The following is a 22,685-nucleotide window of genomic DNA, read 5'->3' as shown; positions in this document are numbered from 1 at the left end:
GGGCGTCTGTGGACGAGTATTTGGTGGAGGCGGCGGGAATCGAACCCGCGTCCGCAAGCCCTCTGCCATTGGTCCTACATGCTTAGCCCGCTTTATTGTTTTTAGCCTCCCGCCGCCCAAGGGGCAGGGCGATCAGTCGGCGATTCCGTTAGGTTTTAGCAGATCAGGTCCGGACGCCCGTCACCGCGATCCTATGTGTTTTTACCCCAGGAATCCGCCGTCCATAGGCAGGCAGCGGTCTGAGGCCCGCTGGGATTAAGCAGCGAGAGCGTAGTTGTCGTCGTTGGCAACTATTGGTTTGCGGATGGTTTTACGAGGTTTCCCGCACCTCGGCATGCACCTCAGGTTTTGCGACCCACGTCGAAGCCATGTCGCCCCCAGGTGAGAAGTTGGTCAATATAGGGAAGCTTTGGTTCCAGGGCAACCGAAAAAGTCGCCGCCCGACCTCAACCGGTCTTGAAGATGCGCTCCTTCTCGCGCTGCCAGTCGCGGTCGCGCTCGGTGGCGCGCTTGTCGTGCTGCTTCTTGCCCTTGGCCAGACCGATCTCGAGCTTGGCGCGTCCGCGCTTCCAATACATCGCGGTCGGGATCAGGGTATAGCCTGCACGCTCAGTCAACCCGATCAGCCGGTTGAGTTCCGAGCGCTTGAGCAGCAGCTTGCGGCTACGGGTCGGGTCGGGGCTGATATGGGTCGAGGCGGTCGCCAGCGCCGAGATGTGCGCGCCGATGAGGAAGGCCTCGGCATGGAGGATCTTGACATAGCTCTCCTTGAGCTGCACGCGCCCGGCGCGCAGGCTTTTGACCTCCCAGCCTTCGAGCACGAGTCCGGTCTCGAGGCGCTGCTCGATGAAATAGTCGTGCCCGGCCTTCTTGTTGAGGGCGATGGTCGAGCTGCCGTCGGAAGTTTTCTTGGTACCTTTTGCCATGCGCGCGAGTGTAGCCGAAAGCGCGCGCCGGATTAAGCCTCGCGATTTCACATTCACAGGGGGCTTGCGGAATGCGCGAAAGTGTCTATAATCGCCGGCTCGCTTCGAGCTTGCTAGTTTGAGCAAAACATGGAGCCGTATCGCCATGCGTCAGCCTCTGATTGCAGGTAACTGGAAGATGAACGGCACCCGTTCCAGCGCCGAGTCGCTGATTCAGGGTGTCCTCGAAGGTTCGAGTGGGATAGCAAAAGCCGAAATAGCGGTCTGCGTGCCCTTCGTCTTTCTAGAGCTTGCTCAGCGTTTACTGTCTGGTCGTTCGATCCGGCTCGGCGCGCAAAACGTCTGCACTGAAGCGAGTGGCGCCTATACAGGCGAAACATCGGCTGAGATGCTGAACGAGTTCGGATGCCGCTATGTGATCTGCGGGCACTCCGAGCGTCGCGAATACTATGGTGAGACCGACGCCATCGTTGCCAAAAAGCTGGCGATGGTCGCGTCCACCGGCATGACGCCCATTCTCTGCGTTGGCGAGACGCTCGAACAACGCGAGCAGGGCTTCATGGAAGCTGTGATTGCAGGGCAGATCGACGCGATCATCGAAGCCAATGGCATCGAATCGTTCGGTCAGGTTGCGATCGCATATGAGCCGGTCTGGGCGATCGGGACCGGCAAGACGGCCACGCCCGAACAGGCGCAGGAAGTCCATGCCTTCATTCGTCGCCGTGTCGCCGCGCATGACGCCGCGATCGCCGAGAAGGTTCGGATTCTCTACGGCGGCAGCATGAAGCCGTCGAACGCCGCTGAATTGCTGGCAATGCCGGACATCGACGGTGGTCTGATCGGCGGCGCCTCGCTGGTGGCCGAAGATTTTCTGGCGATCTGCCAGGCTGGAGAGACGGCAGTTTGAGACGCCCTTTGTTGAGTAACGCATGCAAACGATTCTGACAGTCCTCCAAGTCTTTCTGTCGCTGGGTCTGATCGGTCTGGTGCTGATCCAGCATGGCAAGGGTGCGGATGCGGGCGCGGCCTTCGGTAGCGGTGCTTCGGCGACCGTCTTCGGCGCCCAGGGTTCGGGTTCGTTTCTGACGCGGCTCACGGCGATCCTGGCGACGCTGTTCTTTCTGACGAGCATGGCCTTGGCCTATTATGCAACTCAGACTAGCGGACCGGCCGGATTGATGGATAAAATGGGCGACGCAGTCGTCGTCCCGAGCGTGCCGGCCGAGTCGATTCCGCGCCCGGCGAGTTCGGATGTGCCTGCGATTCCAGGAGCGGCGATGCCCTCCGAATCGACCGCTTCCGATGTTCCGACAGCGCCGTTACAGGATTCTGTCGAGCCGAATGCGGATGCCGAATCATCCGGTGATCAGGCAGCCGATAAACAATGATTTCAGTTTTAGCCGACGTGGTGAAATTGGTAGACACGCTATCTTGAGGGGGTAGTGGCGCAAGCCGTGCCAGTTCGAGTCTGGCCGTCGGCACCAACAATAAACGGCATATCGCCCACGCGGTATGCCGTTTTTCTTTGTGTCATTGATAATTATCTAATGCTTTGAAAAATCAAATAATTTGGATTGATGGCAGGGTTGACAGCGCGCCAACCCCTGCACTAGACTCCCGGTTCGGCCGCGAATATTAGAAAAACGTCAGAGAGGGGACAGAGTGCTCGACAACTATCTGCCGATCCTGATCTTCATCCTGGTCGGGATTCTGGTTGGCGTGGGTCCGCTGGTCATGGGCTATCTGCTTGGCCCCCGGCGCCCCGATAGCGAAAAGGATTCCCCTTACGAATGCGGCTTCGAGGCGTTCGAGAGCGCCCGCATGAAATTCGACGTCCGGTACTATCTGGTCGCCATCCTGTTCATCATCTTCGATCTGGAGATCGCGTTCCTCTTCCCCTGGGCCGTTGCGCTCGGTGAGCTGGGCCTCTTCGCCTTCTGGGCCATGGTCGTGTTTCTCGGAATCCTGGTCGTTGGCTTCATCTATGAGTGGAAGAAGGGGGCCCTGGAATGGGAATAGAAGGCTTGCTTGAGGAGGGCGTCGTCACCACGACCGCCGACAAGCTGATCAACTGGGCACGTACCGGCTCGCTCTGGCCCATGACCTTCGGGCTGGCCTGCTGCGCCATCGAGATGATGCATGCCGGCGCCGCGCGCTATGACCTCGACCGCTTCGGCATCATCTTCCGACCGAGTCCGCGTCAGTCCGATGTGATGATCGTGGCCGGCACATTGGTCAACAAGATGGCGCCGGCGCTGCGCAAGGTGTATGACCAGATGGCCGAACCGCGCTGGGTCATCTCCATGGGTTCCTGTGCCAATGGCGGCGGCTACTATCACTATTCCTATTCGGTGGTGCGCGGCTGTGACCGCATCGTGCCGGTCGACGTCTATGTCCCCGGCTGTCCACCAACGGCGGAAGCGCTGCTCTACGGCATCCTGCAATTGCAGGAGAAGATCCGCCGCACCAATACCATCGCCCGCTGAGTTCCTTCAGAGATCATGGTGACACACATCCTGACCCGCACCGCCAGGGTGGACGCGCTTGTCGCGGCCATTCGCGCGCATTTCGCCGAGTCGGACTTCGAGCTGATCGACGCATTCGACGAGCTGACTCTGGTCGTGCCCGCTGAACGGCTGCTCGACGTGGCCCGGACCCTGCGCGATCACGACGACTTCCGCTTCGAGCAGTTGATCGATCTCTGCGGCGTCGACTATGCCGCCTATGGTTGCTCGGAGTGGGAGACCGACGAGGCATCGACGACGGGCTTCGGGCGCGGTGTCGATCGTGACCTCCGGATCGAGGCGGATGATCCCAAGCGTTTCGGCGTGGTGGTCCATCTGCTCTCGCTCGCCCACAATCATCGGTTGCGGCTACGCGTGCATGTCGGTGCGGCTGCGCCCATCGTCGATTCGCTGATCCCGGTCTGGGACTCGGCCAACTGGTTCGAGCGCGAAGCCTTCGATCTCTACGGCATTCTCTTCCGGGGGCATCCGGATCTGCGCCGCATCCTCACCGACTATGGGTTCGTCGGCCATCCGTTCCGCAAGGACTTCCCGCTCAGCGGTCAGGTCGAGATGCGTTACGACCCCGAGCTCAAGCGCGTCGTCTACGAGCCGGTCTCCATCGAACCGCGCGTGCTGGTGCCCCGCGTGATCCGCGAGGACAGCCGTTACGTCGGTCCCGGCGAGGAAGCCCGTCATGCCTGAGATCCGCAATTACACCCTGAACTTCGGCCCCCAGCATCCGTCGGCGCACGGCGTGCTGCGTCTGGTGCTGGAGATGGACGGCGAAGTCATCGAACGCGCTGATCCGCATATCGGGTTGCTGCATCGCGGCACCGAAAAGCTGGCCGAATACAAGCCGTACAACCAGTCGATCGGCTACATGGACCGTCTGGACTATGTGTCCATGATGTGCAACGAGCACGGCTATGTGCGCGCGATCGAGAAGCTGCTCGGCGTCCAGGCGCCGGAGCGGGCGCAGTACATCCGGACGCTGTTCGACGAGATCACGCGCATCCTGAACCATCTGATGTGGCTCGCGGCCCATGCGCTCGACATCGGCGCCATGAGCGTCTTCCTCTACTGCTTCCGCGAGCGCGAGGATCTGCTCGACTGCTACGAGGCGGTCTCGGGCGCGCGTATGCACGCGACCTATTATCGTCCGGGCGGCGTGCATCGCGATCTGCCCGACACCATGCCGCGCTACGAGGGCAAGTCCAAGTGGCACAGCGCGCGCGAGATCGCCCAGCGCAACAGTGCCCGCGACGGCTCGCTGCTCGACTTCATCCAGGACTTCACCGACCGCTTCCCCGGTCATGTCGACGAGTACGAGACGCTGCTCACCGACAATCGCATCTGGAAGCAGCGCACGGTCGACATCGGCGTGGTCTCGCCGGAGCGGGCGTTGCAGCTCGGTTTCACCGGCCCCATGTTGCGCGGCTCGGGCATCGAGTGGGATCTGCGCAAGAAGCAGCCCTATGCGGCCTATCATCAGGTCGATTTCGATATTCCGGTCGGCGTGAACGGCGACTGCTATGACCGCTACCTGGTGCGCATGGAAGAGATGCGCCAGTCCAACCGCATCATCCGCCAGTGCGTCGACTGGCTGCGCGCCAATCCGGGGCCGGTGTCGATCGAGGATCACAAGGTGGTGCCACCCAAGCGCGCCGAGGTCAAGGAGAACATGGAAGCCTTGATCCATCACTTCAAACTCTTCACCGAGGGCTATTGTCCGCCGCCGGGCGAGGTGTATGCCGCGGTCGAGGCGCCCAAGGGCGAGTTCGGCTGCTACATCGTCTCGGATGGGGCCAACAAGCCTTATCGGTTGAAAGTGCGTGCGCCTGGTTTTCCGCATCTGGCCGCGCTCGATGAGATGTCCAGGGGCCACATGCTGGCCGACGTGGTGGCCATCATCGGCACACTGGATATCGTGTTCGGGGAGATCGACCGCTGATGAGCTTTCGCAACGCACCCCAGGCCGTCGAACATGACGTCGACAAATCCGCGCTGTTCTCGCCCGAGATCCGCGAGGCCATCGACGCCCACATCGCCAAGTATCCGCCCGAGTGGAAGCAGTCGGCGGTGATGCCGGCGCTGTCCATCGTCCAGGATGCCAACGGCGGCTGGCTGACGACCGAGCTGATGGATGACGTGGCGGCCTATCTCGATATGCCGGCGGTTTCGGTCTATGAGGTCGCGACCTTCTATGGCATGTATGACCTGACGCCGCAGGGTCGGCACAAGGTCTGTGTCTGCAACAGCATCTCGTGCATGCTCAATGGGTCGGAGGAACTCATCGAACACGTCGAGCACAAGTACGGCGTCAAGGTGGGCGAGACCACGTCCGATGGGCGCTTCACGCTCAAGGAAGTCGAGTGTCTGGGTGCCTGTCGCGATGCACCGGCGGTGCTGCTCGACAAGGTCTATCACGAGAAGCTGACGCCCGAGTCGCTCGACAAGCTGATCGACGGGCTGGAGTAAGGGCATGGTCGAACGTCAGAACACCGTTTGCTTCCGCAATCAGCATCTCGATCCAGCCATCCGGCACACGCTGGCGGCCTATCGCGATCTCGGCGGCTATGCGCAGTGGGAGCGCATTTTGCGCGAGCGTCCCGATCCGGCCGATTTGATCGAGGAGGTCAAGCGCTCGGCCCTGCGTGGGCGCGGCGGTGCGGGCTTTCCGACCGGGTTGAAGTGGAGCTTCATGCCGCGCCAGGCACCGGGGCAGAAATATATCGTCTGCAACTCCGACGAGGGCGAGCCGGGCACTTGCAAGGATCGCGACATCCTGCGCTACAACCCGCATCAGTTGATCGAGGGGATGGCGATCGCCGGGTATTGCATCGGCGCGACCGTGGGTTACAACTATATTCGCGGCGAGTTCTACGAGCCGATCGAGCGGTTCGAGGACGCGGTGCGTGAGGCCTATGCCGCCGGCTTGCTCGGGCGCGACATTCAGGGGTCGGGGGTGGACTTCGATCTCTATGCGCATATGGGGGCGGGGGCCTATATCTGCGGCGAGGAGACGGCGCTACTCGAATCCATCGAGGGCAAGAAGGGCCAGCCGCGTTACAAGCCGCCGTTTCCGGCTCAGGTCGGTCTCTATGGGCGGCCGACGACGATCAACAATACCGAGTCGCTGGCGTCGATTCCGGTGATTCTGGAGAAGGGCGGGCAGTGGTTCCTGGAGCAGGGGCGGCCGAACAATGGCGGGCCGAAGCTGTTCTCGGTGTCGGGGCATGTGAATGCGCCGAACAATTTCGAGGTGCCGCTGGGGACGCCGTTCAGGGCGTTGCTGGAGATGGCGGGGGGCGTCAAGGACGGGCGCAAGCTCAAGGCCGTGATTCCGGGCGGTTCCTCGGTGCCCGTGGTGCCGGGTGAGATCATGATGGACGTCGACATGGATTACGACTCCATCGCCAAGGCCGGGTCGATGCTCGGTTCGGGGGCGGTCATCGTGATCGCCGAGGGAACCTGCATGGTCAAGGTGCTCTACAACCTGTCGCACTTCTACATGCACGAGTCTTGCGGGCAGTGTACGCCGTGTCGTGAGGGCACCGGCTGGCTGGCGCGGGTCATCAAGCGCATCCTCGATGGTCAGGGCCGTGCCGAGGACTTGGAGCTACTTGATAGCGTCGCCGGACGCATCGGCGGCAAGACCATCTGCGCGCTGGGCGATGCGGCGGCTATGCCGGTGCAGAGTTTCCTCAAGCATTACCGGCACGAATTTGCGTACATGATCGAGCACGGGCACCGTCTCGCGGCCTGAAACCGGCTCGACAGTCGATCCAAGGCGGGCGCCCGCTGGTCTGGCGTCCGCCGACTTGGTTTGTAATCCGATAGTTCGCCACGGCTGACACCGGGCGCGCATTCCGCGTGTCTGTCCGAAGAAAGCCGATCGAGAGACCTACATGACGGACAAGATCAACATCGAGATCGATGGCCGCGTCTGCGAGGCGGCGCCGGGCGAGATGATCATCGCGGTCGCCGATCGCGAGGGCATTTCGATCCCCCGGTTCTGCTATCACAAAAAGCTGTCCATCGCGGCGAACTGCCGGATGTGCCTGGTCGAGGCCGAGCAAGGGGGGCGTCCCTTCCCCAAGCCGGTGCCGGCCTGCGCGACCCCGGTCGGTGAGGGCCTGAAGGTCTGGACCCGCTCGCCCAAGGCGATCGAGGCCCAGCGCGCCACCATGGAGTTCCTGCTCATCAACCATCCGCTCGACTGCCCGATCTGCGATCAGGGCGGCGAGTGCGAGTTGCAGGACGTGGCCATGGGCTATGGCGGCGATGTCTCGCGCTTCAGTGAGCGCAAGCGCGTGGTGCTGGACGAGGATCTGGGTCCGCTGATCGCCACCGACATGACGCGCTGCATCCATTGCACCCGCTGCGTGCGTTTCTGTGCCGAGATCGCCGGTGTGCGAGAGCTGGGCGCAACCGGACGCGGCGAGGACATGCGCATCGGCACCTATATCGCCCACGCGGTCACGCACGAGCTGGCGGGCAACGTCATTGATCTCTGTCCGGTCGGGGCGCTGACCTCAAAGCCCTATCGCTTCACCGCGCGGCCCTGGGAGCTGACCGGACGCGACAGCATCGCTCCGCACGACGGACTCGGCTCCAACCTGCGGCTGCATGTACGGCGCGGTCAGGTGATGCGCGTGCATCCCAACGACAACGAAGCCGTCAACGAGACCTGGATCTCGGATCGCGACCGCTTCAGCTATGCCGGTCTCAATGGCACGGATCGTCTGAAAGCGCCGATGGTCAAGCGCGACGGTGAGTGGCATCAGGTCGAGTGGACCGAAGCCCTGACCCATGTCGCCGAGCGGCTCAAGGCGGCGGACAGCGCCGACATGGGCTGGCTGATGGCGCCCAATACGACGCTGGAAGAACTCTATCTGGCGGCGCGGATCGCACGCGGTCTGGGTTGCGACAACATCGACCATCGTCTGCGTCAACAGGATTTCCGCGCCGATGCCGCCGACCCGCTGTTCCCCTGGCTGGGGCTGCCGGTCGCCGAACTGCCGCGACAGAAGGCGATCCTGCTGATCGGCTCGCACATCCGCCAGGAACAGCCGCTGCTTGCGCACCGCGTTCGTCAGGCCGCGCTGGATGGGGCCGAGGTGCTGTGCGTCAATCCGCTGGAGCTGGAACTCAACCATCGCTCGACCCAGATCCTCAGCGCACCGGCGCGGATGGCTTCCGATCTCGCCGCGATTGCCAAAGCACTCGACGCGCGCGGTTCGGGCGTGCTGGCCGACCTGATCGGCGCAAGCGAACCGACCGACGCGCATGAAGCCGTCGCCCAGACGCTGAAACAGGCGGAAGGGCAGGGCGTGGTGCTGCTCGGCGCGCTGGCTGAAGCGCATCCCGATTACAGTCTGCTCAAGGCGCTGGCGGGCGTGATCGCTGAAGCGGCTGGTGTGCGTCTCGGTTATCTGCCGGCGACCGCCAACAGCATCGGCGCGCATCTGGCCGGCGCCCATCCGGCGATCCTGCCCGGCGCGCATCCAGCCGAGACACCCGGAATGGCCGTCGGTGCCATGCTCGACCAGCCGCTCGGTGCCCTGGTGCTCTGGGGCCTGGAGCCGGATCACGATCTGATCGACCCGGCCCGAGCCATGGCCGCCTGCGAACAGGCCAAGCTCGTCGTCGCCTGCTCGGCCTTCGATTCGCCGTCACTGCGCGCGGCGGCTGATGTGCTGCTGCCGATCGGCGCCTTTGCCGAGACCTCCGGCACCTTCGTCAATGCCAGCGGCGTCTGGCAGTCGTTCCAGGGCGCAGTCGCCCCGCCGGGCGAGGGACGTCCGGGCTGGAAGGTGCTGCGTGTGCTGGGCAACCTGCTGGATCTGTCCGGCTTCGAGTATCGCGACACAACCGAGATCCGCGAGGAACTGGCCGCGCTCTGCGCCGAGGCCGCGCCCGACAATACGCCGCGCGCAACCCAGGCCGTCGCCGGCCCGATACTCACCGCCGAGTCCGGCTTGACGCGCATTGGTGCCGTGCCCTGCTACTCGCTCGACCCGCTGGTGCGTCGCGCTCCGGCACTCGCCCGGATGCCCGGCGCTGAGTTTGCTGTCCGGCTGCATCCGGATCAGGCCGCCGAGCTGGGTCTGGCCGACGGCGATTGCGTTCGCCTCACCCAGGGCGAAGCCCAGGCCGAGACCCATCTGTTCCTGGATGCCCGAGTCGCGGTCGGCGCGGCGCTCATCCCCGCCGCCGTCCCCGGCAGCGAAGGGCTGGGAGCCATGATGGGTCCGGTCGGACTCGAACGTCTCAGCGGCCGCTCGGCCCACGGCGAGAGAGGATGAGGCAGTCATGATCGAACTATGGAACAGCCTGCCGGTCTTGATCCAGCTCCTGCTCAAGATCACCGCCATCATCCTGCCGCTGCTCGGACTGGTGGCCTATTACACCTATGCCGAGCGCAAGGTCATCGGCTACATGCAGGTGCGCATCGGACCCAACCGGGTCGGCTGGCGGGGACTCCTCCAGCCGATCGCCGACGCGGTCAAGCTGCTGATGAAGGAGATCGTCATCCCCACCAAGGCGGACAAGACGCTCTTCCTGCTCGCGCCCATGATCGCCATCGCCCCGGCGCTCGCGGTCTGGGCGGTCTTCCCCTTCGACGAAGGACTGGTGCTGGCCGACATCAATGCCGGGCTGCTCTACATCCTGGCGCTCAGCTCGCTCGGGGTCTACGGCATCATCATCGCCGGCTGGGCCTCGAACTCGAAATATGCCCTGCTCGGCGCCATGCGCTCAGCGGCGCAGATGGTCGCCTATGAAATCGCGATGGGCTTCGCGCTGGTCGGGGTGCTGGTCGCCGCCGGAAGTCTCAATCTGGGCGACATCGTCGCGGCCCAGGAGGGGAGCCTGTTCACCTGGTTCTGGCTGCCGCTGCTGCCGCTGTTCGGGGTCTATCTGATCTCGGGCGTCGCCGAGACCAACCGCGCCCCCTTCGACGTCGCCGAGGGCGAGTCCGAGATCGTCGCCGGTTTCCATGTCGAGTATTCGGGCATGGCGTTCGCGGTCTTCTTCCTCGCCGAATACGCCAACATGGTGCTGATCTCGGCCCTGACGGCGCTCATGTTCCTGGGCGGCTGGCTCTCACCGTTGCCGGCGGACTGGACGGCGGGCAACTGGCTCCTGGGCGACGGCTTCCACTGGCTGCTCGCCAAGACCTTCGTCTTCATGTTCCTGTTTCTGTGGCTGCGGGCGACCTTCCCGCGCTACCGCTACGACCAGATCATGCGCCTGGGCTGGAAGGTCTTCATTCCGATCACGATCGTCTGGATCCTGGTCGTGGCGCTCGCGGTGGTCTATCGGTTGCCGCCCTGGTGGTCGGCATGATCTGGAGGCCCGAGATGTTGAAAGCCGCGCGCGACTATTTGCATAGCCTGACCCTGTCCGAGCTCTTCAAGGGGCTGTCGGTGACGGGCCGGTACTTCTTCAAGCGCAAGTTCACTGTCCAGTATCCGGAAGAAAAAGCGCCGATCTCGCCGCGCTTCCGCGGACTCCATGCCCTGCGCCGCTACCCAAACGGCGAGGAACGCTGCATCGCCTGTAAGCTGTGCGAGGCGGTCTGTCCGGCGCTGGCCATCACCATCGAATGCGAACCGCGCGAAGACGGCTCGCGCCGCACCACGCGCTACGAGATCGATCTGTTCAAGTGCATCTACTGCGGCTTCTGCGAGGAGTCCTGTCCGGTCGATTCGATCGTGGAGACCGGCATCTATGAATACCACTTCGAGACGCGCGGCGAGCACATCCTGACCAAGGACAAGCTGCTCGAGATCGGCGACAAGTACGAAGCCGAGATCGCCGCCGCACGCGCGGCCGACGCGCCCTATCGCTGAGCGGGATGACACCTCATGGCTGAAAAATTGATCTTCTATGTCTTCGCGCTCATCACGGTCTGGGCGGCGGTGATGGTCATCACGCGCAAGAATCCGGTGCACTCGGTGCTGTTCCTGGTGCTGGCCTTCGTCAGCAGTGCGGCGCTCTGGGTGCTGCTGGAAGCCGAATTCCTCGGCATCGTGCTGATCCTGGTCTATGTCGGCGCGGTGATGGTGCTGTTCCTGTTCGTCGTCATGATGCTCGACATCGATCTGGCGACCATCCGCGCCGGGTTCGTGCAGAATCTGCCGCTGGCGGGGCTGATCGCAGCAATCATGGCGGTCGAGATCCTGCTCATCGTCGGGCCGGGCAATTTCGGACTGGACGCCTTCCCCAAGCCCGAGCCGCTGGGCGCCGAGGTCAGCAATACCCGTGAACTGGGTCTGCTGCTCTATTCGGTCTACATCTATCCGGTCGAGATCGCTGCCGTGATCCTGCTGCTGGCCATCGTCGCCGCCATCCGGCTCACGCTGCGCCGGCGTCCCGACAACAAATACGTCGATCCGGCCCGACAGGTGCGGGTGCGCAAGGGACCGGACCGGGTGCGGCTGGTCAAGATGGCCGCCGAGGACGTCGCCCCGGTCGCTGCCGCCGAGAAGGGAGAGAGCCAATGATCGCGCTGTCGGACTATCTGATCCTCGGCGGACTGCTGTTCGCCATCGCCGTGGCCGGGATCTTCCTCAACCGCAAGAACCTGATCCTGCTGTTGATGTGCGTCGAGCTGATGCTGCTCGCGGTGAACATGAACTTCGTCGCCTTCTCGCACTTCCTGGGCGACATGACGGGGCAGGTCTTCGTCTTCTTCATCCTCACCGTCGCCGCCGCCGAGGCGGCCATCGGGCTGGCCATCCTGGTGGTGCTGTTCCGCAACCGCCGCACCATCAACGTCGAGGATCTCGACGCGCTCAAGGGTTAAACGATGGAAAACGTCTATCTGACCATTGTGCTCGCGCCGCTGCTCGGCGCTATCGTCGCCGGCTTCTTCGGCGAGCGGATCGGACGCCGGGGTGCGCATCGCGCCACCATCGCGGGCGTGGCCGTCTCGGCCGTGCTGTCGCTGTGGGTGCTGGCGCGCTTCATCTGGGGTGAGGCGACGGTCTTCAACGGCCCGGTCTACACCTGGCTGGTCTCGGACGGGATGCATTTCGAAGTCGGCTTCCTGGTCGACAAGCTGACGGCGGTGATGATGGCCACCGTCACCTTCGTCTCGCTCATGGTGCATCTCTACACCATCGGCTACATGGCCGACGACGAACACAACTGGCCGCACGGGGCGCTGTCGGGCAAGAACAGCTATCAGCGTTTCTTCAGCTATATCTCGCTGTTCACCTTCTCGATGCTGATGTTGGTGATGTCGAACAACTTCATGCAGTTGTTCTTCGGCTGGGAGGCGGTGGGTCTGGTGTCCTATCTGCTGATCGGCTTCTGGTCGACGCGCGAGAGTGCGGTGTTCGCCAACCTCAAGGCGTTTCTGGTCAACCGCGTGGGCGACTTCGGCTTCATCCTCGGCATCGCCGCGATCGGCATGTATTTCGGCTCGATGGACTATGCCGAGGTCTTCGCCAAGGCGCCCGAGCTGGCCGACACCCAGGTCGCGATCCTCGGCGGCGTGTCGCTGATGACCCTGATCGGCATCCTGCTCTTCATCGGCGCCATGGGCAAATCGGCGCAGGTGCCGCTGCATGTCTGGCTGCCGGACTCGATGGAAGGCCCGACCCCGATCTCGGCCCTGATCCATGCCGCGACCATGGTCACGGCGGGCGTGTTCATGGTGGCGCGCATGTCGCCGCTCTATGAACTGTCGGAGACGGCGCTGAGCTTCATCCTCATCGTCGGCGCGAGCACGGCGTTCTTCATGGGCCTGATCGGTCTGGTGCAGAACGACATCAAGCGCGTGGTCGCCTATTCGACCCTGTCTCAGCTCGGCTACATGGTGACGGCGCTCGGCGCCTCGGCCTATGCGGCGGGCATCTTCCATCTGATGACCCATGCCTTCTTCAAGGCGCTGCTGTTCCTGGCCGCCGGCTCGGTCATCATCGCCATGCACCACAAGCAGGACATCAGCCACATGGGCGGTCTGCGCAAGTACATGCCGATCACCTGGCTGACCGCCCTGATCGGCTCGCTGGCGCTGATCGGCTTCCCCGGCTTCTCGGGCTTCTTCTCCAAGGACGCCATCATCGAGGCGGTCGGGCATTCCGAGCTCTTCGGTTCGGGCTATGCCTCGCTGCTGCTGACGGCGGGCGTCTTCGTCACGGCGCTCTACAGCTTCCGAATGTACTTCCTGGTCTTCCACGGCCGTGAGCGGATGGATGAGCACACCAAGCATCATCTGCACGAGTCGCCCTGGGTGGTGACGGCGCCGCTGGTGCTGCTGGCGATTCCGTCGGTGTTCATCGGCTGGTTTGCCATTGAGCCGATGCTGATCGGCGACTGGTGGACGACCGGCGACTGGAGTCCGATCGTCGTCGCCGCGTCGCATGACACGCTCCAGCCGTTGCGCGAGCATTGGCACGGTCAGGCGGCCTTCGTCGAGCATGGGACGCACGCCTTGCCCTTCTATCTGGCGATGGCGGGTCTGGCGCTGGCGGCGCTCATCTGGTGGGTGCTGCATGCCTGGAATCCGCGTATCGACGAGCTGCTCCAGGTGTTCGGCGGGCCGGTGACGCGCGTGCTCCAGGACAAGTACGGCTTTGACGACTTCAACCAGCGTTTCTTTGCAGGCGGCAGTCGCGGTCTGGGCCGTGCGCTCTGGATCACGGGTGACCGCACCGTCATCGACGGCGCCATGGTCAACGGCTCGGCGCGTACCGTCGGGCGGCTGGCGCTGCGCTTCCGGCATCTCCAGACCGGATATCTCTATCACTACGCCATTGCGATGATCGTCGGGCTGGTTGGCCTGTTGACGGTCTTCGTGACGCTCTGACGCCGATTAAGGGAGAAGACTGTAGTCATGAACGCTTTACCCTTACTCACGCTGACCATCTGGCTGCCGATCATCGGCGGGTTGGTGGTGCTGGCGAGCGGCGATCAGGAAAAGACGCTGTCGAAATGGACGGCGCTGGCCTTTGCGGTGCTGACCTTCATGGTCAGTCTGGGGCTGTGGATCGGCTTCGATTCGACCACGGCTGAGATGCAGTTCGTCGAACGCGCGCCCTGGATTCCGACCTTCAACGTCGAATACTTCCTCGGTGTCGATGGGCTGTCGATGCCGCTGATCGTGCTGACGACCTTTATCTCGATCTTCGTCATCATCGCCGGCTGGGATGTCATCCGCTACAAGCCGAGCCAGTACATGGCCGCCTTCCTGATCATGGAAGGCATCATGGTCGGCGTGTTCTCGGCGCTCGACGCGGTGCTGTTCTATGTGTTCTGGGAGGCGATGCTGATCCCGATGTTCATCATCATCGGGGTCTGGGGCGGGCCGAATCGGGTTTATGCGACTATCAAGTTCTTTATTTACACCTTCCTCGGGTCGGTGTTCATGCTGGTCGCGCTGATCTATATGTACTTCCAGTCGGGCAGTTTCAGCATTCTGGATTTCCATGCGCTGGAACTGGGCATGACGGCGCAGACGCTGATCTTCATCGCCTTCTTCCTGGCGTTCGCGGTCAAGGTGCCGATGTTTCCGGTGCATACCTGGTTGCCGGATGCGCACGTTGAAGCTCCGACGGGGGGGTCGGTGATTCTGGCGGCGATCATGCTCAAGATCGGCGGGTACGGTTTCCTGCGGTTTTCGCTGCCGATCACGCCGGATGCGAGCGCGGATCTGGCTTGGGTCATCATTGCGCTGTCGCTGATCGCGATCGTTTATATCGGCTTCGTGGCACTGGTGCAGCAGGATATGAAGAAGCTCATTGCGTATTCGTCGATTGCGCACATGGGGTTTGTGACGCTGGGCTTTTTTATCGTCTTTAGTCTGGCGCTCAATCCGAGCGTGACGGGTGGGGCGGTGATGGGCATCGAGGGCGGCATGGTGCAGATGATCTCACATGGGTTCATCTCGGGGGCGCTTTTTCTGTGTGTCGGTGTGCTCTATGATCGAGTCCATTCGCGTGAGATTGCGGATTATGGCGGTGTGATCAACACAATGCCCTGGTTTGGGGCGTTCATGGTCTATTTTGCGATGGCCAATGCTGGATTGCCGGGGACTTCGGGGTTTGTCGGCGAGTTCATGGTGATTCTGGCGACCTTCAAGGCGAGTTTCTGGTGGGCGCTGTTGGCAGCGACGACGCTGATTCTGGCGGCGGCTTTTACGCTGTGGATGGTCAAGCGGGTCGTCTTCGGCGAGGTCAAGAACGAGAAGGTCGCGGCTTTGGCAGATTTGGATTTGCGCGAGCGGATCAATCTGGGGGTGTTGGCGGCGGTGGTGTTGCTGTTTGGGCTGTGGCCCGCGCCGCTGGTCAATGTCATGCATGTGACGATCGAGAATCTGGTCGAACAGGTTGGCGTCTGCAAGCTGCCTGAGGCGGAGCGTGGGGAGTGCGTTTTGGCTCGGCCTGAGGCGGTGGCCTCGATTGTGCGTTGAGGCGCTCGTTACGCAGAGTTTAAATTGCAGTCGGTTTAGAGTAGGAAAACTGTGCTGCAACTTGCATACACTTTTAGGTAATACAAAAAGAAAAATATGAGCACAAATCACGCAAAATGCGCATTAATTATGCCGGAACCCTATCGAGGCACCTTACCTCGCAAAGGGACACCCAATGAAAATTGGTCAATCATTGAGGCAGCAACGTATTTCGATCTTCCGCCTCTCTTCGTTCGACGTGGTGTCTGGGTTGTTTGTCGCGATGGAATCTATTGCTTACACAGTAACTACTATATTGCTAAAGAAAGATTCGATGAATCTAACTGGATCGAACATGTAACAGAGAAAAATTGGGTGGATGAAAACGATTTTGCCAGCATTTTCGAGATTGCAAAGACTATGGTTGAACTGGAAATTATCTAAAGCCTGTAACAAATAATTTTTCAATAGTAAAAGAGTCTGGGGTTAAGTTGTTTTCGGTCTGTGTCCAGCGCCGCTGGTCAACGTCATGCATGTGACGGTCGAGAACCTGGTCGAACAGGCTGGCGTGTGCAAGCAAGCTACCTGAGGCTGAGCTTGGGGAGTGTGTTTTGCCACGACCTGAGACTGTGGCTTCGATTTTGCTTTGAGGCTTTTGTTGTGCAGTACGCAAGGTTTAGATTGCAGTCAGTTTAGATGTGAAAATTGTGCTGCAATCAAAATGTATAGATAAATATATCTACGCTATTTGTGTTGCAGTACATGACGAAAAATGAACTTGTAAAAGTAATGTGCAACCTGTCAATGCCAATTTTGGCAAGGGAGGTTATAAATGGCTTTGCCATACGGTGAATATTCTGACAAGGCATTTGAAGTATTTTCACGGCTTACAGATGAATCCGCAAAAAGAATAGGTGCAAGATCTTTATTGCTGTGCAGTGTGTCAGGAACGCTATCAATTTGGAATACAGGTGAAAAAGGCGAATACAAAGGCAAGCAAAAAATCGTTTATGAGGCAAGGCCTGATGAAGATGATTTGTATTTAGATGAGGATGAAGATGCGGATGATTATGACGGGGATCGTGATTATGATTATTCTGATATTCATCCAGATGAAACCGTAGATGAATTTGAAGACCATGAGGATTTTGAGCCAAGGGATTAACGAGCAGAAAAAATGGGCCAAAGTCGGACATTCTTGAAGAAAAAGGGTCAGGTTCGATTTGATTTTCACCCAACAAATCGAATCGGCCAAATCGCCTAACACAGGAAGAAAAGGGGCCAGGATCGAATTGTTTTCCAGAGACGTACTCAAATTTACTTGGCCGCCGAGCCAATTTTCGTAGCTCTATGCGACTGATTGCAAATTTTATGCGCGAAAGCATAGCAAGCACGGAGTAAGATTACATTATGAGAGTCTACCTCGATAGCTGCTCCCTTCAGCGCCCGCTGGACGATCAAACACAGCCAAGGATTCGAGTAGAAACCGAGGCCGTTCTGGCAATCCTCGCAGCTGTCCAAGTCGGCGATATTGTCCTTGTGAATTCCGAGGCGCTCGAATACGAGATGAGGCGTATTCCAGATGACCAACGTCGTAATGAGGTAGCCGCCATTTTAGCTTTGTCCAAGGAGTATGCTGAAGTTACGGATGAGGCAGAGAAATTGGCTGAATCTTTTGAGAATCGCGGCATACATCCGATGGATGCCGTGCATCTTGCGCTTGCATCAACAGCAAAAGTGGACTTCTTCACGACATGCGATGATCGCCTCTTGCGAAAAGCCAAAGCAGAATCCGGGCTTGACTGCAAGGTCGTCTCCGCGCTTGCGCTCGTATCGGAGGTTTTGCAATGACAACACAGGTCCAACCAATTTCTGAAGTCACGCAGCGCGGAACTAACGCATTGATCAAAGAAATCGGGGTTGTGGATACAATTCGGTTCCTCAATCAGTTTCGAGCGGGTTCCGGAAATTATACGATAGATCGTGACAAGTTGTTTGTGGGCTTGTCTGTGAAAGATATTATTAGTGAGATTAAAGCCCAGCGAAAGTAGCGCTCTCGCTCAACTGGCTCAGCTTGATCATGGCGTTATAGTGAAAAATTGCCGCGCTCACGTTGGAGCAACTTTAAAATGTCAAGCTTAAGAGTTGCGCGCGATCAAGTAAAGCTGGCAAGGTCGCATGACATTGAAGACTCAGCGTCAGTTCTTTCGCATGAAGAGCTTCTTGCCAGCGTATGGGAATTGACTGAAGAAATATATTCGCTTACCGGCACTTACGATGCTCAATCAAGACTACAAAGAAATGTTGTCTTTGTTGATAGAAAAAAAAGTTGAATTCGTATTAGTCGGGTCTTATGCGCTTGCTGTACATGGATTTCCACGGGCTACGGGCGATAAAGAGTTCACAGGGCGCGCCAAAGATAAGATCGATGCCGAAACCTTGAAGCAATCCTAATCAAAAAGCTAAAAATCGAAATTCTTCGTGGCCTTTGCGCCTTTTGCGGTTTAAAAAACCGTCCGGATTCACTGAAAAGTTGGAATGCCCATGACATTCGACGCCGCCAATCTACTCCCCATCCTGCCCGAGATCGCCATCCTCGTGACCGCGAGCGTGGTGCTGATCCTGGATCTCTATCTCAAGGACCAGGACAAGGGCCTCAACCACAGCCTGACCCTGCTCGGTCTGGTGGTCGCCATCGCGCTGACCGGCCTCGTCGGCGGCGGCGAAGCTCAGGTGTTCTTCGACGGCAACCTGATCCGCGACGCCATGACCGACCTGCTGCGGGGCGCGATCCTCATCGTCAGCATCCTGACCTTCGTCTACGCGCGCCCCTGGCTCCAGGATCGCGGGATGCTGGTCGGCGAGTTCTATGTCCTCGGACTGCTGGCCGTGCTCGGAATGCTGATCATGGTCTCGGCCAACGGCTTCCTGACCCTCTATCTGGGTCTCGAACTCCAGGCGCTCGCCCTCTATGCCCTGGTCGCCTTCGACCGCGATTCCAGCAAGGGCGCCGAGGCCGCGATGAAATACTTCGTGCTCGGCGCACTCGGCTCGGGTCTGCTGCTCTATGGCGTCTCGATGATCTATGGCGCGACCGGCTCGATCGAGTTCGCACCAGTCGCGGCGGCGGTCGCCGAGCAGGGCATGTCGAACAAGGTGCTGGTCTTCGGCATCGCCTTCCTGGTGATCGGCATCGGCTTCAAGTTCGGCGCCGTGCCCTTCCATATGTGGGTGCCTGACGTCTATGAGGGAGGGCCAACCCCGGCCGTGCTGATCCTGAGTAGCGCGCCCAAGATCGCCGCCTTCGCACTGGCGGTGCGGATGCTGGTCGACGGTCTGCACACATTGCACCCGGACTGGCAGGGCATGCTGGTGATCCTGGCCGTACTCTCGATGGGGCTTGGCAATCTGGTCGCCATCGCCCAGTCCAACATCAAGCGGATGCTGGCCTATTCGACCATCTCGCATGTCGGCTTCATCTTCCTCGGGCTGCTGGCCGGCTCCGCGCAGGGCTATGCCGCCGCCATGTTCTACACCATCGTCTATGCGGTGATGTCGGCGGGCGCCTTCGGCATCCTGCTGATCCTGAGCCGTCAGGGCTTCGACGCCGAGCGGCTGGAGGATCTCAAGGTCAAGGGCCTGAACGACCGCGATGCCTGGTACGCGGCCATGATGGCGCTGATCATGTTCTCCATGGCCGGCGTGCCGCCGACGGTCGGCTTCATGGCCAAACTGCTGGTGCTGGAAGCCGTGGTCCGGATCGATATGGTGTGGCTGGCGCTGGTTGCGGTGTTCTTCTCGATCATCGGCGCCTTCTACTATCTGCGGGTGATCAAGTTCATCTACTTCGACAAGCCCGCCGAGGATGCGCCGGCGCTGGTCACGAGTAGCGGGGTGCGCTTCGCCATGTCGCTCAACGGCCTGGCACTGCTGGCGCTGGGACTCTTCCCGGCCGCGCTGCTCTCGGTCTGCCAGGCCGCGTTCTAGCGGTCGGTGGCGGCGGTTGTATCCGACAAGCCGCGCAAGCTACTATGTCGCCTTATTTTTAGGCATTGCTTGAGTGGAGTTGGAGCATGTTTCGCGGCAGCATCGTGGCACTCGTCACGCCCATGCACGCCGATGGGGAGATCGATGACGCGAGCCTGCAACGACTCGTCGATTTCCATGTCGCGCAAGGCACCTCGGCCATCGTTTCGGTCGGCACCACGGGCGAGTCGGCCACGCTCGACGAGGATGAACACTGCGCCGTCATCCGGCGCACGGTCGAACTGGCTGCCGGGCGTCTTCCGGTCATCGCCGGCACCGGCGCCAATTCGACCCGCGAGGCGATCACGCTCACGCGCTGCGCCCGCGAGGCCGGGGCCGATGCCGCGCTGCTGGTGACGCCCTACTACAACAAGCCCACCCAGCAGGGACTCTATCTGCATCACAAGGCCGTCGCCGAGGCGGTCGACATCCCGCAGATCCTCTACAACGTCCCCGGTCGCACCGCCTGCGACATGCTCCCCGAGACCGTCTCCCGGCTCGCCGAGATCGACAATATTATCGGAGTCAAGGAGGCCACCGGCGATCTGGCGCGCGTCGAGCGTCTGCGTGCCGACTGCGGCCCGGACTTCGCGCTCTACAGCGGCGACGACGCCACGGCCTGCGAGTTCATGCTGCGCGGCGGCGACGGCGTCATCTCGGTCACGGCCAATGTCGCGCCGCGTCTGATGCAGGCCATGTGCGAGGCCGCGCTCGCCGGCGATCGCGAACGCGCCGAGTCGCTCGACGCTCAGCTTGCGGCTCTCCATCGCGATCTCTTCGTCCAGTCCAACCCGATTCCGGTCAAGTGGGCCATCGCTGAGATGGGACTCTGCCATCCCGGTATCCGCCTGCCGCTGACCTGGCTGACTGAGGAGTGCGAGGCGCGCGTGCGTCAGGCCATGGTCCAGGCCGGACTGCTGTGATGACCCGAGTCCGATCGAATGATTTCCAGGTTGAGAGGTTCTTGACTGTGAGTCCAGGTTTCAAGCGCGTCTTGGCGCTCGTTCTCTTCATGCCGCTGCTGACGCTGGCGGGTTGTAGTATGAGCAAGATCCAGGACAACCTGCCCGATCAGCGTCTCGTCTACAAAAAACAGCGCGAGGCGTCCGAGAATCTCGAGATCCCGCCGGACCTGACGGCCGGCAGCTTCGACGACGCGCTCGATATTCCGGGCGGTGTCGAACAGCCGACGACCTTCTCCGAATATGCCGGCAGCCGCGAGCAACGCCAGCGGGTCGCCAGTCGTGGCGACGTGCTGCCCGAGGTTCAGAACGTCGAACTCAAGCGGCGCGGCAACGAGCGCTGGCTCGAGGTCCAGGCTGCGCCCCAGGCCGTCTGGCCGCGACTCGTCGCCTTCTGGCGCGAGCAGGGCATCCTGCTGACCGAGCAGAATCCGACCCTTGGCGTGATGCGCACCGACTGGCTCGACAATCGCGCCGAGATCCGCAAGGACTTCGTCACGCGCATGGTGAGCAAGGTCATGGAGGGCGTCTATTCGACCTCGACCCGCGATCAGTACAGTCTGCGTATCGAAGAAGGACTCAAGTCGGGCACCACCGACATCCGCATGACCCATCGCGGCATGGCCGAGCGTCTGGTCACGGACGGCATCGGCGACAACAGCCGCACCATCTGGGAGCCGAGCGGCTCTGACAGCGAGAAGGAAGCCGAGATGCTGCGGCGTCTCATGGTCTATCTGGGCGCCTCTCAGTCCAGGGCGGCGGGTCCGGGGACCGAGGTCGCCGCCACGGGGCAGCCGGTTGGCGCCAACTCACGTCTTGCCGCCAATGGGGGCGTGCCTGTCATCCTGGTTCCGCAGGAGTTCCGTTCCGCGTGGCGGCTGACTGGAACCGCGCTCGATCGCGCCGGTTTCGCCGTCGAGGATCGCGACCAGACTCAGGGTGTCTACTATGTCCGCTATGGCGGTCCGGATGGTGGTCCGCCACCCGATGGCAAGAAGCCCGGATTCATGTCGCGCATGGCCTTCTGGCGCAAGGACGAGGTCGACAGCGTCAAGCAGTATCAGATCAAGGTCAGTGGTAACGAGACCGAGTCGCGCGTGACCGTGCTCAATGCGGATGGCACGCCGGATGGCAGTGCGAACGGTCAGCGTATTCTGGGCTTGATCCAGGAACAGATGCGCTGACAGTAGCATCTGATCACACGCGAAGAATCACTGTTTCAGATCCTTGGGATCTTGGCAGTGGCTGCGGCGAGCCGTGCAGGATGTGATGCGCCAATAGCTCCGCCCTGAAAAGGGCGGATGTGCTATGCCCGGTGGTCTGATGAAAAATAAAAGCTACGAAATTTTTGTTTCATTAGACGATGACGTGTTGAAGATTGTTATTTCAGGTTCGCTGGTGAAGAAAGAGGCATTCGATATTGCTCAAGCCGTCTATGAGATCTTCGACCGATACACGCCAAACAAGGTATTGATCGACTGCACTCGGTTTGTCGGCCGGCTCGGAGTCAGTGATACCTACACGCATGTGAGGGAGATCAAACCTGGCAGGCACCGTCCGTCCAGAGTGGCTGTCTTCGATAACTTAGAGAACAAAAACTATTTCTCGTTTTATGAGACAACGAGTTTGAATGTCGGCTTTAACGCAAGATTCTTCGGCGATCTCGCCAAGGCGCAGCGCTGGTTAAGCGAGAAGCCGGAAACTTTACCCTGAGATGACTCCATGGTGACCCAAAGAAAAACGGCTTAGGCGATTGCTCGCCTAAGCCGTTTTCTTATGTGGTGCGCCCTGCTGGACTCGAACCAGCGACCACCTGATTAAAAGTCAGTTCCAGCCACCTTTTTCTATCCCCCGCCGTTTC

The 22,685-nt window shown here is 60.7% G+C and carries 24 protein-coding genes, 1 tRNA gene and 1 other RNA gene; 24 read left to right on the top strand and 2 right to left on the bottom strand.

The features are described from left to right. Nucleotides 1–21: 21 nt before the first annotated feature. Both ssrA and smpB read right to left on the bottom strand, forming a co-directional pair. Nucleotides 22–379, bottom strand: a transfer-messenger RNA (tmRNA) gene (gene ssrA / locus ALVIN_RS17185). A 67-nt stretch (nt 380–446) separates the two neighbouring features. Further along, nucleotides 447–926: an SsrA-binding protein SmpB gene (smpB, locus tag ALVIN_RS12150; RefSeq protein ID WP_012971615.1), complete on the bottom strand. Its 480-nt coding sequence runs from the start codon at nt 924–926 to the stop codon at nt 447–449. Between the two features lie 145 nt (nt 927–1,071). Between smpB and tpiA the strand changes: the two genes are divergently transcribed. From tpiA to ALVIN_RS12040, 24 genes are all read left to right on the top strand, one after another. After that, nucleotides 1,072–1,833: a triose-phosphate isomerase gene (gene tpiA, locus ALVIN_RS12145; protein WP_012971614.1), complete on the top strand. Its 762-nt coding sequence runs from the start codon at nt 1,072–1,074 to the stop codon at nt 1,831–1,833. A gap of 22 nt (nt 1,834–1,855) precedes the next feature. Beyond that, nucleotides 1,856–2,314 carry a preprotein translocase subunit SecG gene (secG, locus tag ALVIN_RS12140; RefSeq protein WP_012971613.1) on the top strand — a complete coding sequence of 153 codons (459 nt, stop codon included), beginning with the start codon at nt 1,856–1,858 and terminating at the stop codon, nt 2,312–2,314. A gap of 11 nt (nt 2,315–2,325) precedes the next feature. Beyond that, nucleotides 2,326–2,410 (top strand) — tRNA-Leu (locus tag ALVIN_RS12135). Between the two features lie 178 nt (nt 2,411–2,588). Then, nucleotides 2,589–2,945 (top strand): NADH-quinone oxidoreductase subunit A, encoded by a 357-nt coding sequence (locus ALVIN_RS12130; protein WP_012971612.1) that lies wholly within the window; start codon nt 2,589–2,591, stop codon nt 2,943–2,945. Next, nucleotides 2,936–3,412, top strand: a complete 477-nt coding sequence (locus ALVIN_RS12125) for a NuoB/complex I 20 kDa subunit family protein (RefSeq protein WP_012971611.1) — start codon at nt 2,936–2,938, stop codon at nt 3,410–3,412. Before ALVIN_RS12130 ends, ALVIN_RS12125 begins: the two co-directional genes overlap by 10 nt. Nucleotides 3,413–3,427: 15 nt before the next feature. Further along, entirely contained in the window at nt 3,428–4,135 is a 708-nt protein-coding gene (locus ALVIN_RS12120) for an NADH-quinone oxidoreductase subunit C (protein ID WP_012971610.1), read from the top strand. Next, nucleotides 4,128–5,384 (top strand): NADH-quinone oxidoreductase subunit D, encoded by a 1,257-nt coding sequence (locus ALVIN_RS12115; RefSeq protein ID WP_012971609.1) that lies wholly within the window; start codon nt 4,128–4,130, stop codon nt 5,382–5,384. Before ALVIN_RS12120 ends, ALVIN_RS12115 begins: the two co-directional genes overlap by 8 nt. Next, entirely contained in the window at nt 5,384–5,911 is a 528-nt protein-coding gene (gene nuoE / locus ALVIN_RS12110; protein WP_012971608.1) for an NADH-quinone oxidoreductase subunit NuoE, read from the top strand. The genes ALVIN_RS12115 and nuoE overlap by 1 nt, the downstream gene beginning before the upstream one ends. Before the next feature lie 4 nt (nt 5,912–5,915). After that, nucleotides 5,916–7,199, top strand: a complete 1,284-nt coding sequence (gene nuoF / locus ALVIN_RS12105) for an NADH-quinone oxidoreductase subunit NuoF (RefSeq protein WP_012971607.1) — start codon at nt 5,916–5,918, stop codon at nt 7,197–7,199. 142 nt (nt 7,200–7,341) lie between these two features. Continuing rightward, nucleotides 7,342–9,741: an NADH-quinone oxidoreductase subunit NuoG gene (gene nuoG / locus ALVIN_RS12100; protein ID WP_012971606.1), complete on the top strand. Its 2,400-nt coding sequence runs from the start codon at nt 7,342–7,344 to the stop codon at nt 9,739–9,741. Between the two features lie 7 nt (nt 9,742–9,748). Next, nucleotides 9,749–10,783 (top strand): NADH-quinone oxidoreductase subunit NuoH, encoded by a 1,035-nt coding sequence (gene nuoH / locus ALVIN_RS12095; protein WP_012971605.1) that lies wholly within the window; start codon nt 9,749–9,751, stop codon nt 10,781–10,783. A 14-nt stretch (nt 10,784–10,797) separates the two neighbouring features. After that, nucleotides 10,798–11,289, top strand: coding sequence for an NADH-quinone oxidoreductase subunit NuoI (gene nuoI / locus ALVIN_RS12090; protein WP_012971604.1), 492 nt, complete (start codon nt 10,798–10,800; stop codon nt 11,287–11,289). Nucleotides 11,290–11,304: 15 nt separating this feature from the next. Further along, the gene (locus ALVIN_RS12085) at nt 11,305–11,943 is read left to right on the top strand and encodes an NADH-quinone oxidoreductase subunit J (RefSeq protein ID WP_012971603.1); all 639 of its coding nucleotides are present in this window, start codon (nt 11,305–11,307) and stop codon (nt 11,941–11,943) included. Further along, nucleotides 11,940–12,245 carry an NADH-quinone oxidoreductase subunit NuoK gene (nuoK, locus tag ALVIN_RS12080; protein ID WP_012971602.1) on the top strand — a complete coding sequence of 102 codons (306 nt, stop codon included), beginning with the start codon at nt 11,940–11,942 and terminating at the stop codon, nt 12,243–12,245. The genes ALVIN_RS12085 and nuoK overlap by 4 nt, the downstream gene beginning before the upstream one ends. Before the next feature lie 3 nt (nt 12,246–12,248). Then, nucleotides 12,249–14,255 carry an NADH-quinone oxidoreductase subunit L gene (gene nuoL, locus ALVIN_RS12075; protein WP_012971601.1) on the top strand — a complete coding sequence of 669 codons (2,007 nt, stop codon included), beginning with the start codon at nt 12,249–12,251 and terminating at the stop codon, nt 14,253–14,255. A gap of 27 nt (nt 14,256–14,282) precedes the next feature. After that, nucleotides 14,283–15,857 (top strand): NADH-quinone oxidoreductase subunit M, encoded by a 1,575-nt coding sequence (locus ALVIN_RS12070; protein ID WP_012971600.1) that lies wholly within the window; start codon nt 14,283–14,285, stop codon nt 15,855–15,857. 96 nt (nt 15,858–15,953) lie between these two features. Next, nucleotides 15,954–16,280, top strand: a complete 327-nt coding sequence (locus ALVIN_RS17645; RefSeq protein ID WP_223295215.1) for a hypothetical protein — start codon at nt 15,954–15,956, stop codon at nt 16,278–16,280. A 388-nt stretch (nt 16,281–16,668) separates the two neighbouring features. Beyond that, a complete protein-coding gene (locus tag ALVIN_RS17640; RefSeq protein ID WP_148217509.1) occupies nt 16,669–17,001 on the top strand; it encodes a hypothetical protein in 333 nt (110 codons plus the stop codon). Between the two features lie 245 nt (nt 17,002–17,246). Continuing rightward, on the top strand, nt 17,247–17,687 hold the full coding sequence (locus ALVIN_RS12060; RefSeq protein WP_012971599.1) for a PIN domain-containing protein: 441 nt from the start codon (nt 17,247–17,249) through the stop codon (nt 17,685–17,687). A 426-nt stretch (nt 17,688–18,113) separates the two neighbouring features. Then, entirely contained in the window at nt 18,114–18,290 is a 177-nt protein-coding gene (locus ALVIN_RS17835; protein ID WP_190275501.1) for a hypothetical protein, read from the top strand. Nucleotides 18,291–18,380: 90 nt separating this feature from the next. After that, on the top strand, nt 18,381–19,823 hold the full coding sequence (nuoN, locus tag ALVIN_RS12055; protein WP_012971597.1) for an NADH-quinone oxidoreductase subunit NuoN: 1,443 nt from the start codon (nt 18,381–18,383) through the stop codon (nt 19,821–19,823). A gap of 86 nt (nt 19,824–19,909) precedes the next feature. Continuing rightward, nucleotides 19,910–20,785 (top strand): 4-hydroxy-tetrahydrodipicolinate synthase, encoded by an 876-nt coding sequence (gene dapA / locus ALVIN_RS12050; protein WP_012971596.1) that lies wholly within the window; start codon nt 19,910–19,912, stop codon nt 20,783–20,785. A gap of 47 nt (nt 20,786–20,832) precedes the next feature. Then, nucleotides 20,833–22,008: an outer membrane protein assembly factor BamC gene (gene bamC, locus ALVIN_RS12045; protein ID WP_012971595.1), complete on the top strand. Its 1,176-nt coding sequence runs from the start codon at nt 20,833–20,835 to the stop codon at nt 22,006–22,008. Nucleotides 22,009–22,132: 124 nt separating this feature from the next. After that, a complete protein-coding gene (locus ALVIN_RS12040; protein WP_012971594.1) occupies nt 22,133–22,537 on the top strand; it encodes a hypothetical protein in 405 nt (134 codons plus the stop codon). Nucleotides 22,538–22,685 lie beyond the last annotated feature (148 nt).

The organism is Allochromatium vinosum DSM 180 (genome assembly GCF_000025485.1).
Classification (GTDB): Bacteria; Pseudomonadota; Gammaproteobacteria; order Chromatiales; family Chromatiaceae; genus Thermochromatium; species Thermochromatium vinosum.
This window is presented reverse-complemented; position numbering and strand designations above follow the sequence as displayed.

Coding starts and splice junctions, on each gene's coding strand:
- smpB (WP_012971615.1), bottom strand. CDS start 926: ATGGCAAAAGGTACCAAGAAAACTTCCGACGGCAGCTCGACCATCGCC.
- tpiA (WP_012971614.1), top strand. CDS start 1,072: ATGCGTCAGCCTCTGATTGCAGGTAACTGGAAGATGAACGGCACCCGT.
- secG (WP_012971613.1), top strand. CDS start 1,856: ATGCAAACGATTCTGACAGTCCTCCAAGTCTTTCTGTCGCTGGGTCTG.
- ALVIN_RS12125 (WP_012971611.1), top strand. CDS start 2,936: ATGGGAATAGAAGGCTTGCTTGAGGAGGGCGTCGTCACCACGACCGCC.
- ALVIN_RS12120 (WP_012971610.1), top strand. CDS start 3,428: ATGGTGACACACATCCTGACCCGCACCGCCAGGGTGGACGCGCTTGTC.
- ALVIN_RS12115 (WP_012971609.1), top strand. CDS start 4,128: ATGCCTGAGATCCGCAATTACACCCTGAACTTCGGCCCCCAGCATCCG.
- nuoE (WP_012971608.1), top strand. CDS start 5,384: ATGAGCTTTCGCAACGCACCCCAGGCCGTCGAACATGACGTCGACAAA.
- nuoF (WP_012971607.1), top strand. CDS start 5,916: ATGGTCGAACGTCAGAACACCGTTTGCTTCCGCAATCAGCATCTCGAT.
- nuoG (WP_012971606.1), top strand. CDS start 7,342: ATGACGGACAAGATCAACATCGAGATCGATGGCCGCGTCTGCGAGGCG.
- nuoH (WP_012971605.1), top strand. CDS start 9,749: ATGATCGAACTATGGAACAGCCTGCCGGTCTTGATCCAGCTCCTGCTC.
- nuoI (WP_012971604.1), top strand. CDS start 10,798: ATGTTGAAAGCCGCGCGCGACTATTTGCATAGCCTGACCCTGTCCGAG.
- ALVIN_RS12085 (WP_012971603.1), top strand. CDS start 11,305: ATGGCTGAAAAATTGATCTTCTATGTCTTCGCGCTCATCACGGTCTGG.
- nuoK (WP_012971602.1), top strand. CDS start 11,940: ATGATCGCGCTGTCGGACTATCTGATCCTCGGCGGACTGCTGTTCGCC.
- nuoL (WP_012971601.1), top strand. CDS start 12,249: ATGGAAAACGTCTATCTGACCATTGTGCTCGCGCCGCTGCTCGGCGCT.
- ALVIN_RS12070 (WP_012971600.1), top strand. CDS start 14,283: ATGAACGCTTTACCCTTACTCACGCTGACCATCTGGCTGCCGATCATC.
- ALVIN_RS17645 (WP_223295215.1), top strand. CDS start 15,954: ATGAGCACAAATCACGCAAAATGCGCATTAATTATGCCGGAACCCTAT.
- ALVIN_RS17640 (WP_148217509.1), top strand. CDS start 16,669: ATGGCTTTGCCATACGGTGAATATTCTGACAAGGCATTTGAAGTATTT.
- ALVIN_RS12060 (WP_012971599.1), top strand. CDS start 17,247: ATGAGAGTCTACCTCGATAGCTGCTCCCTTCAGCGCCCGCTGGACGAT.
- ALVIN_RS17835 (WP_190275501.1), top strand. CDS start 18,114: ATGCTCAATCAAGACTACAAAGAAATGTTGTCTTTGTTGATAGAAAAA.
- nuoN (WP_012971597.1), top strand. CDS start 18,381: ATGACATTCGACGCCGCCAATCTACTCCCCATCCTGCCCGAGATCGCC.
- dapA (WP_012971596.1), top strand. CDS start 19,910: ATGTTTCGCGGCAGCATCGTGGCACTCGTCACGCCCATGCACGCCGAT.
- ALVIN_RS12040 (WP_012971594.1), top strand. CDS start 22,133: ATGCCCGGTGGTCTGATGAAAAATAAAAGCTACGAAATTTTTGTTTCA.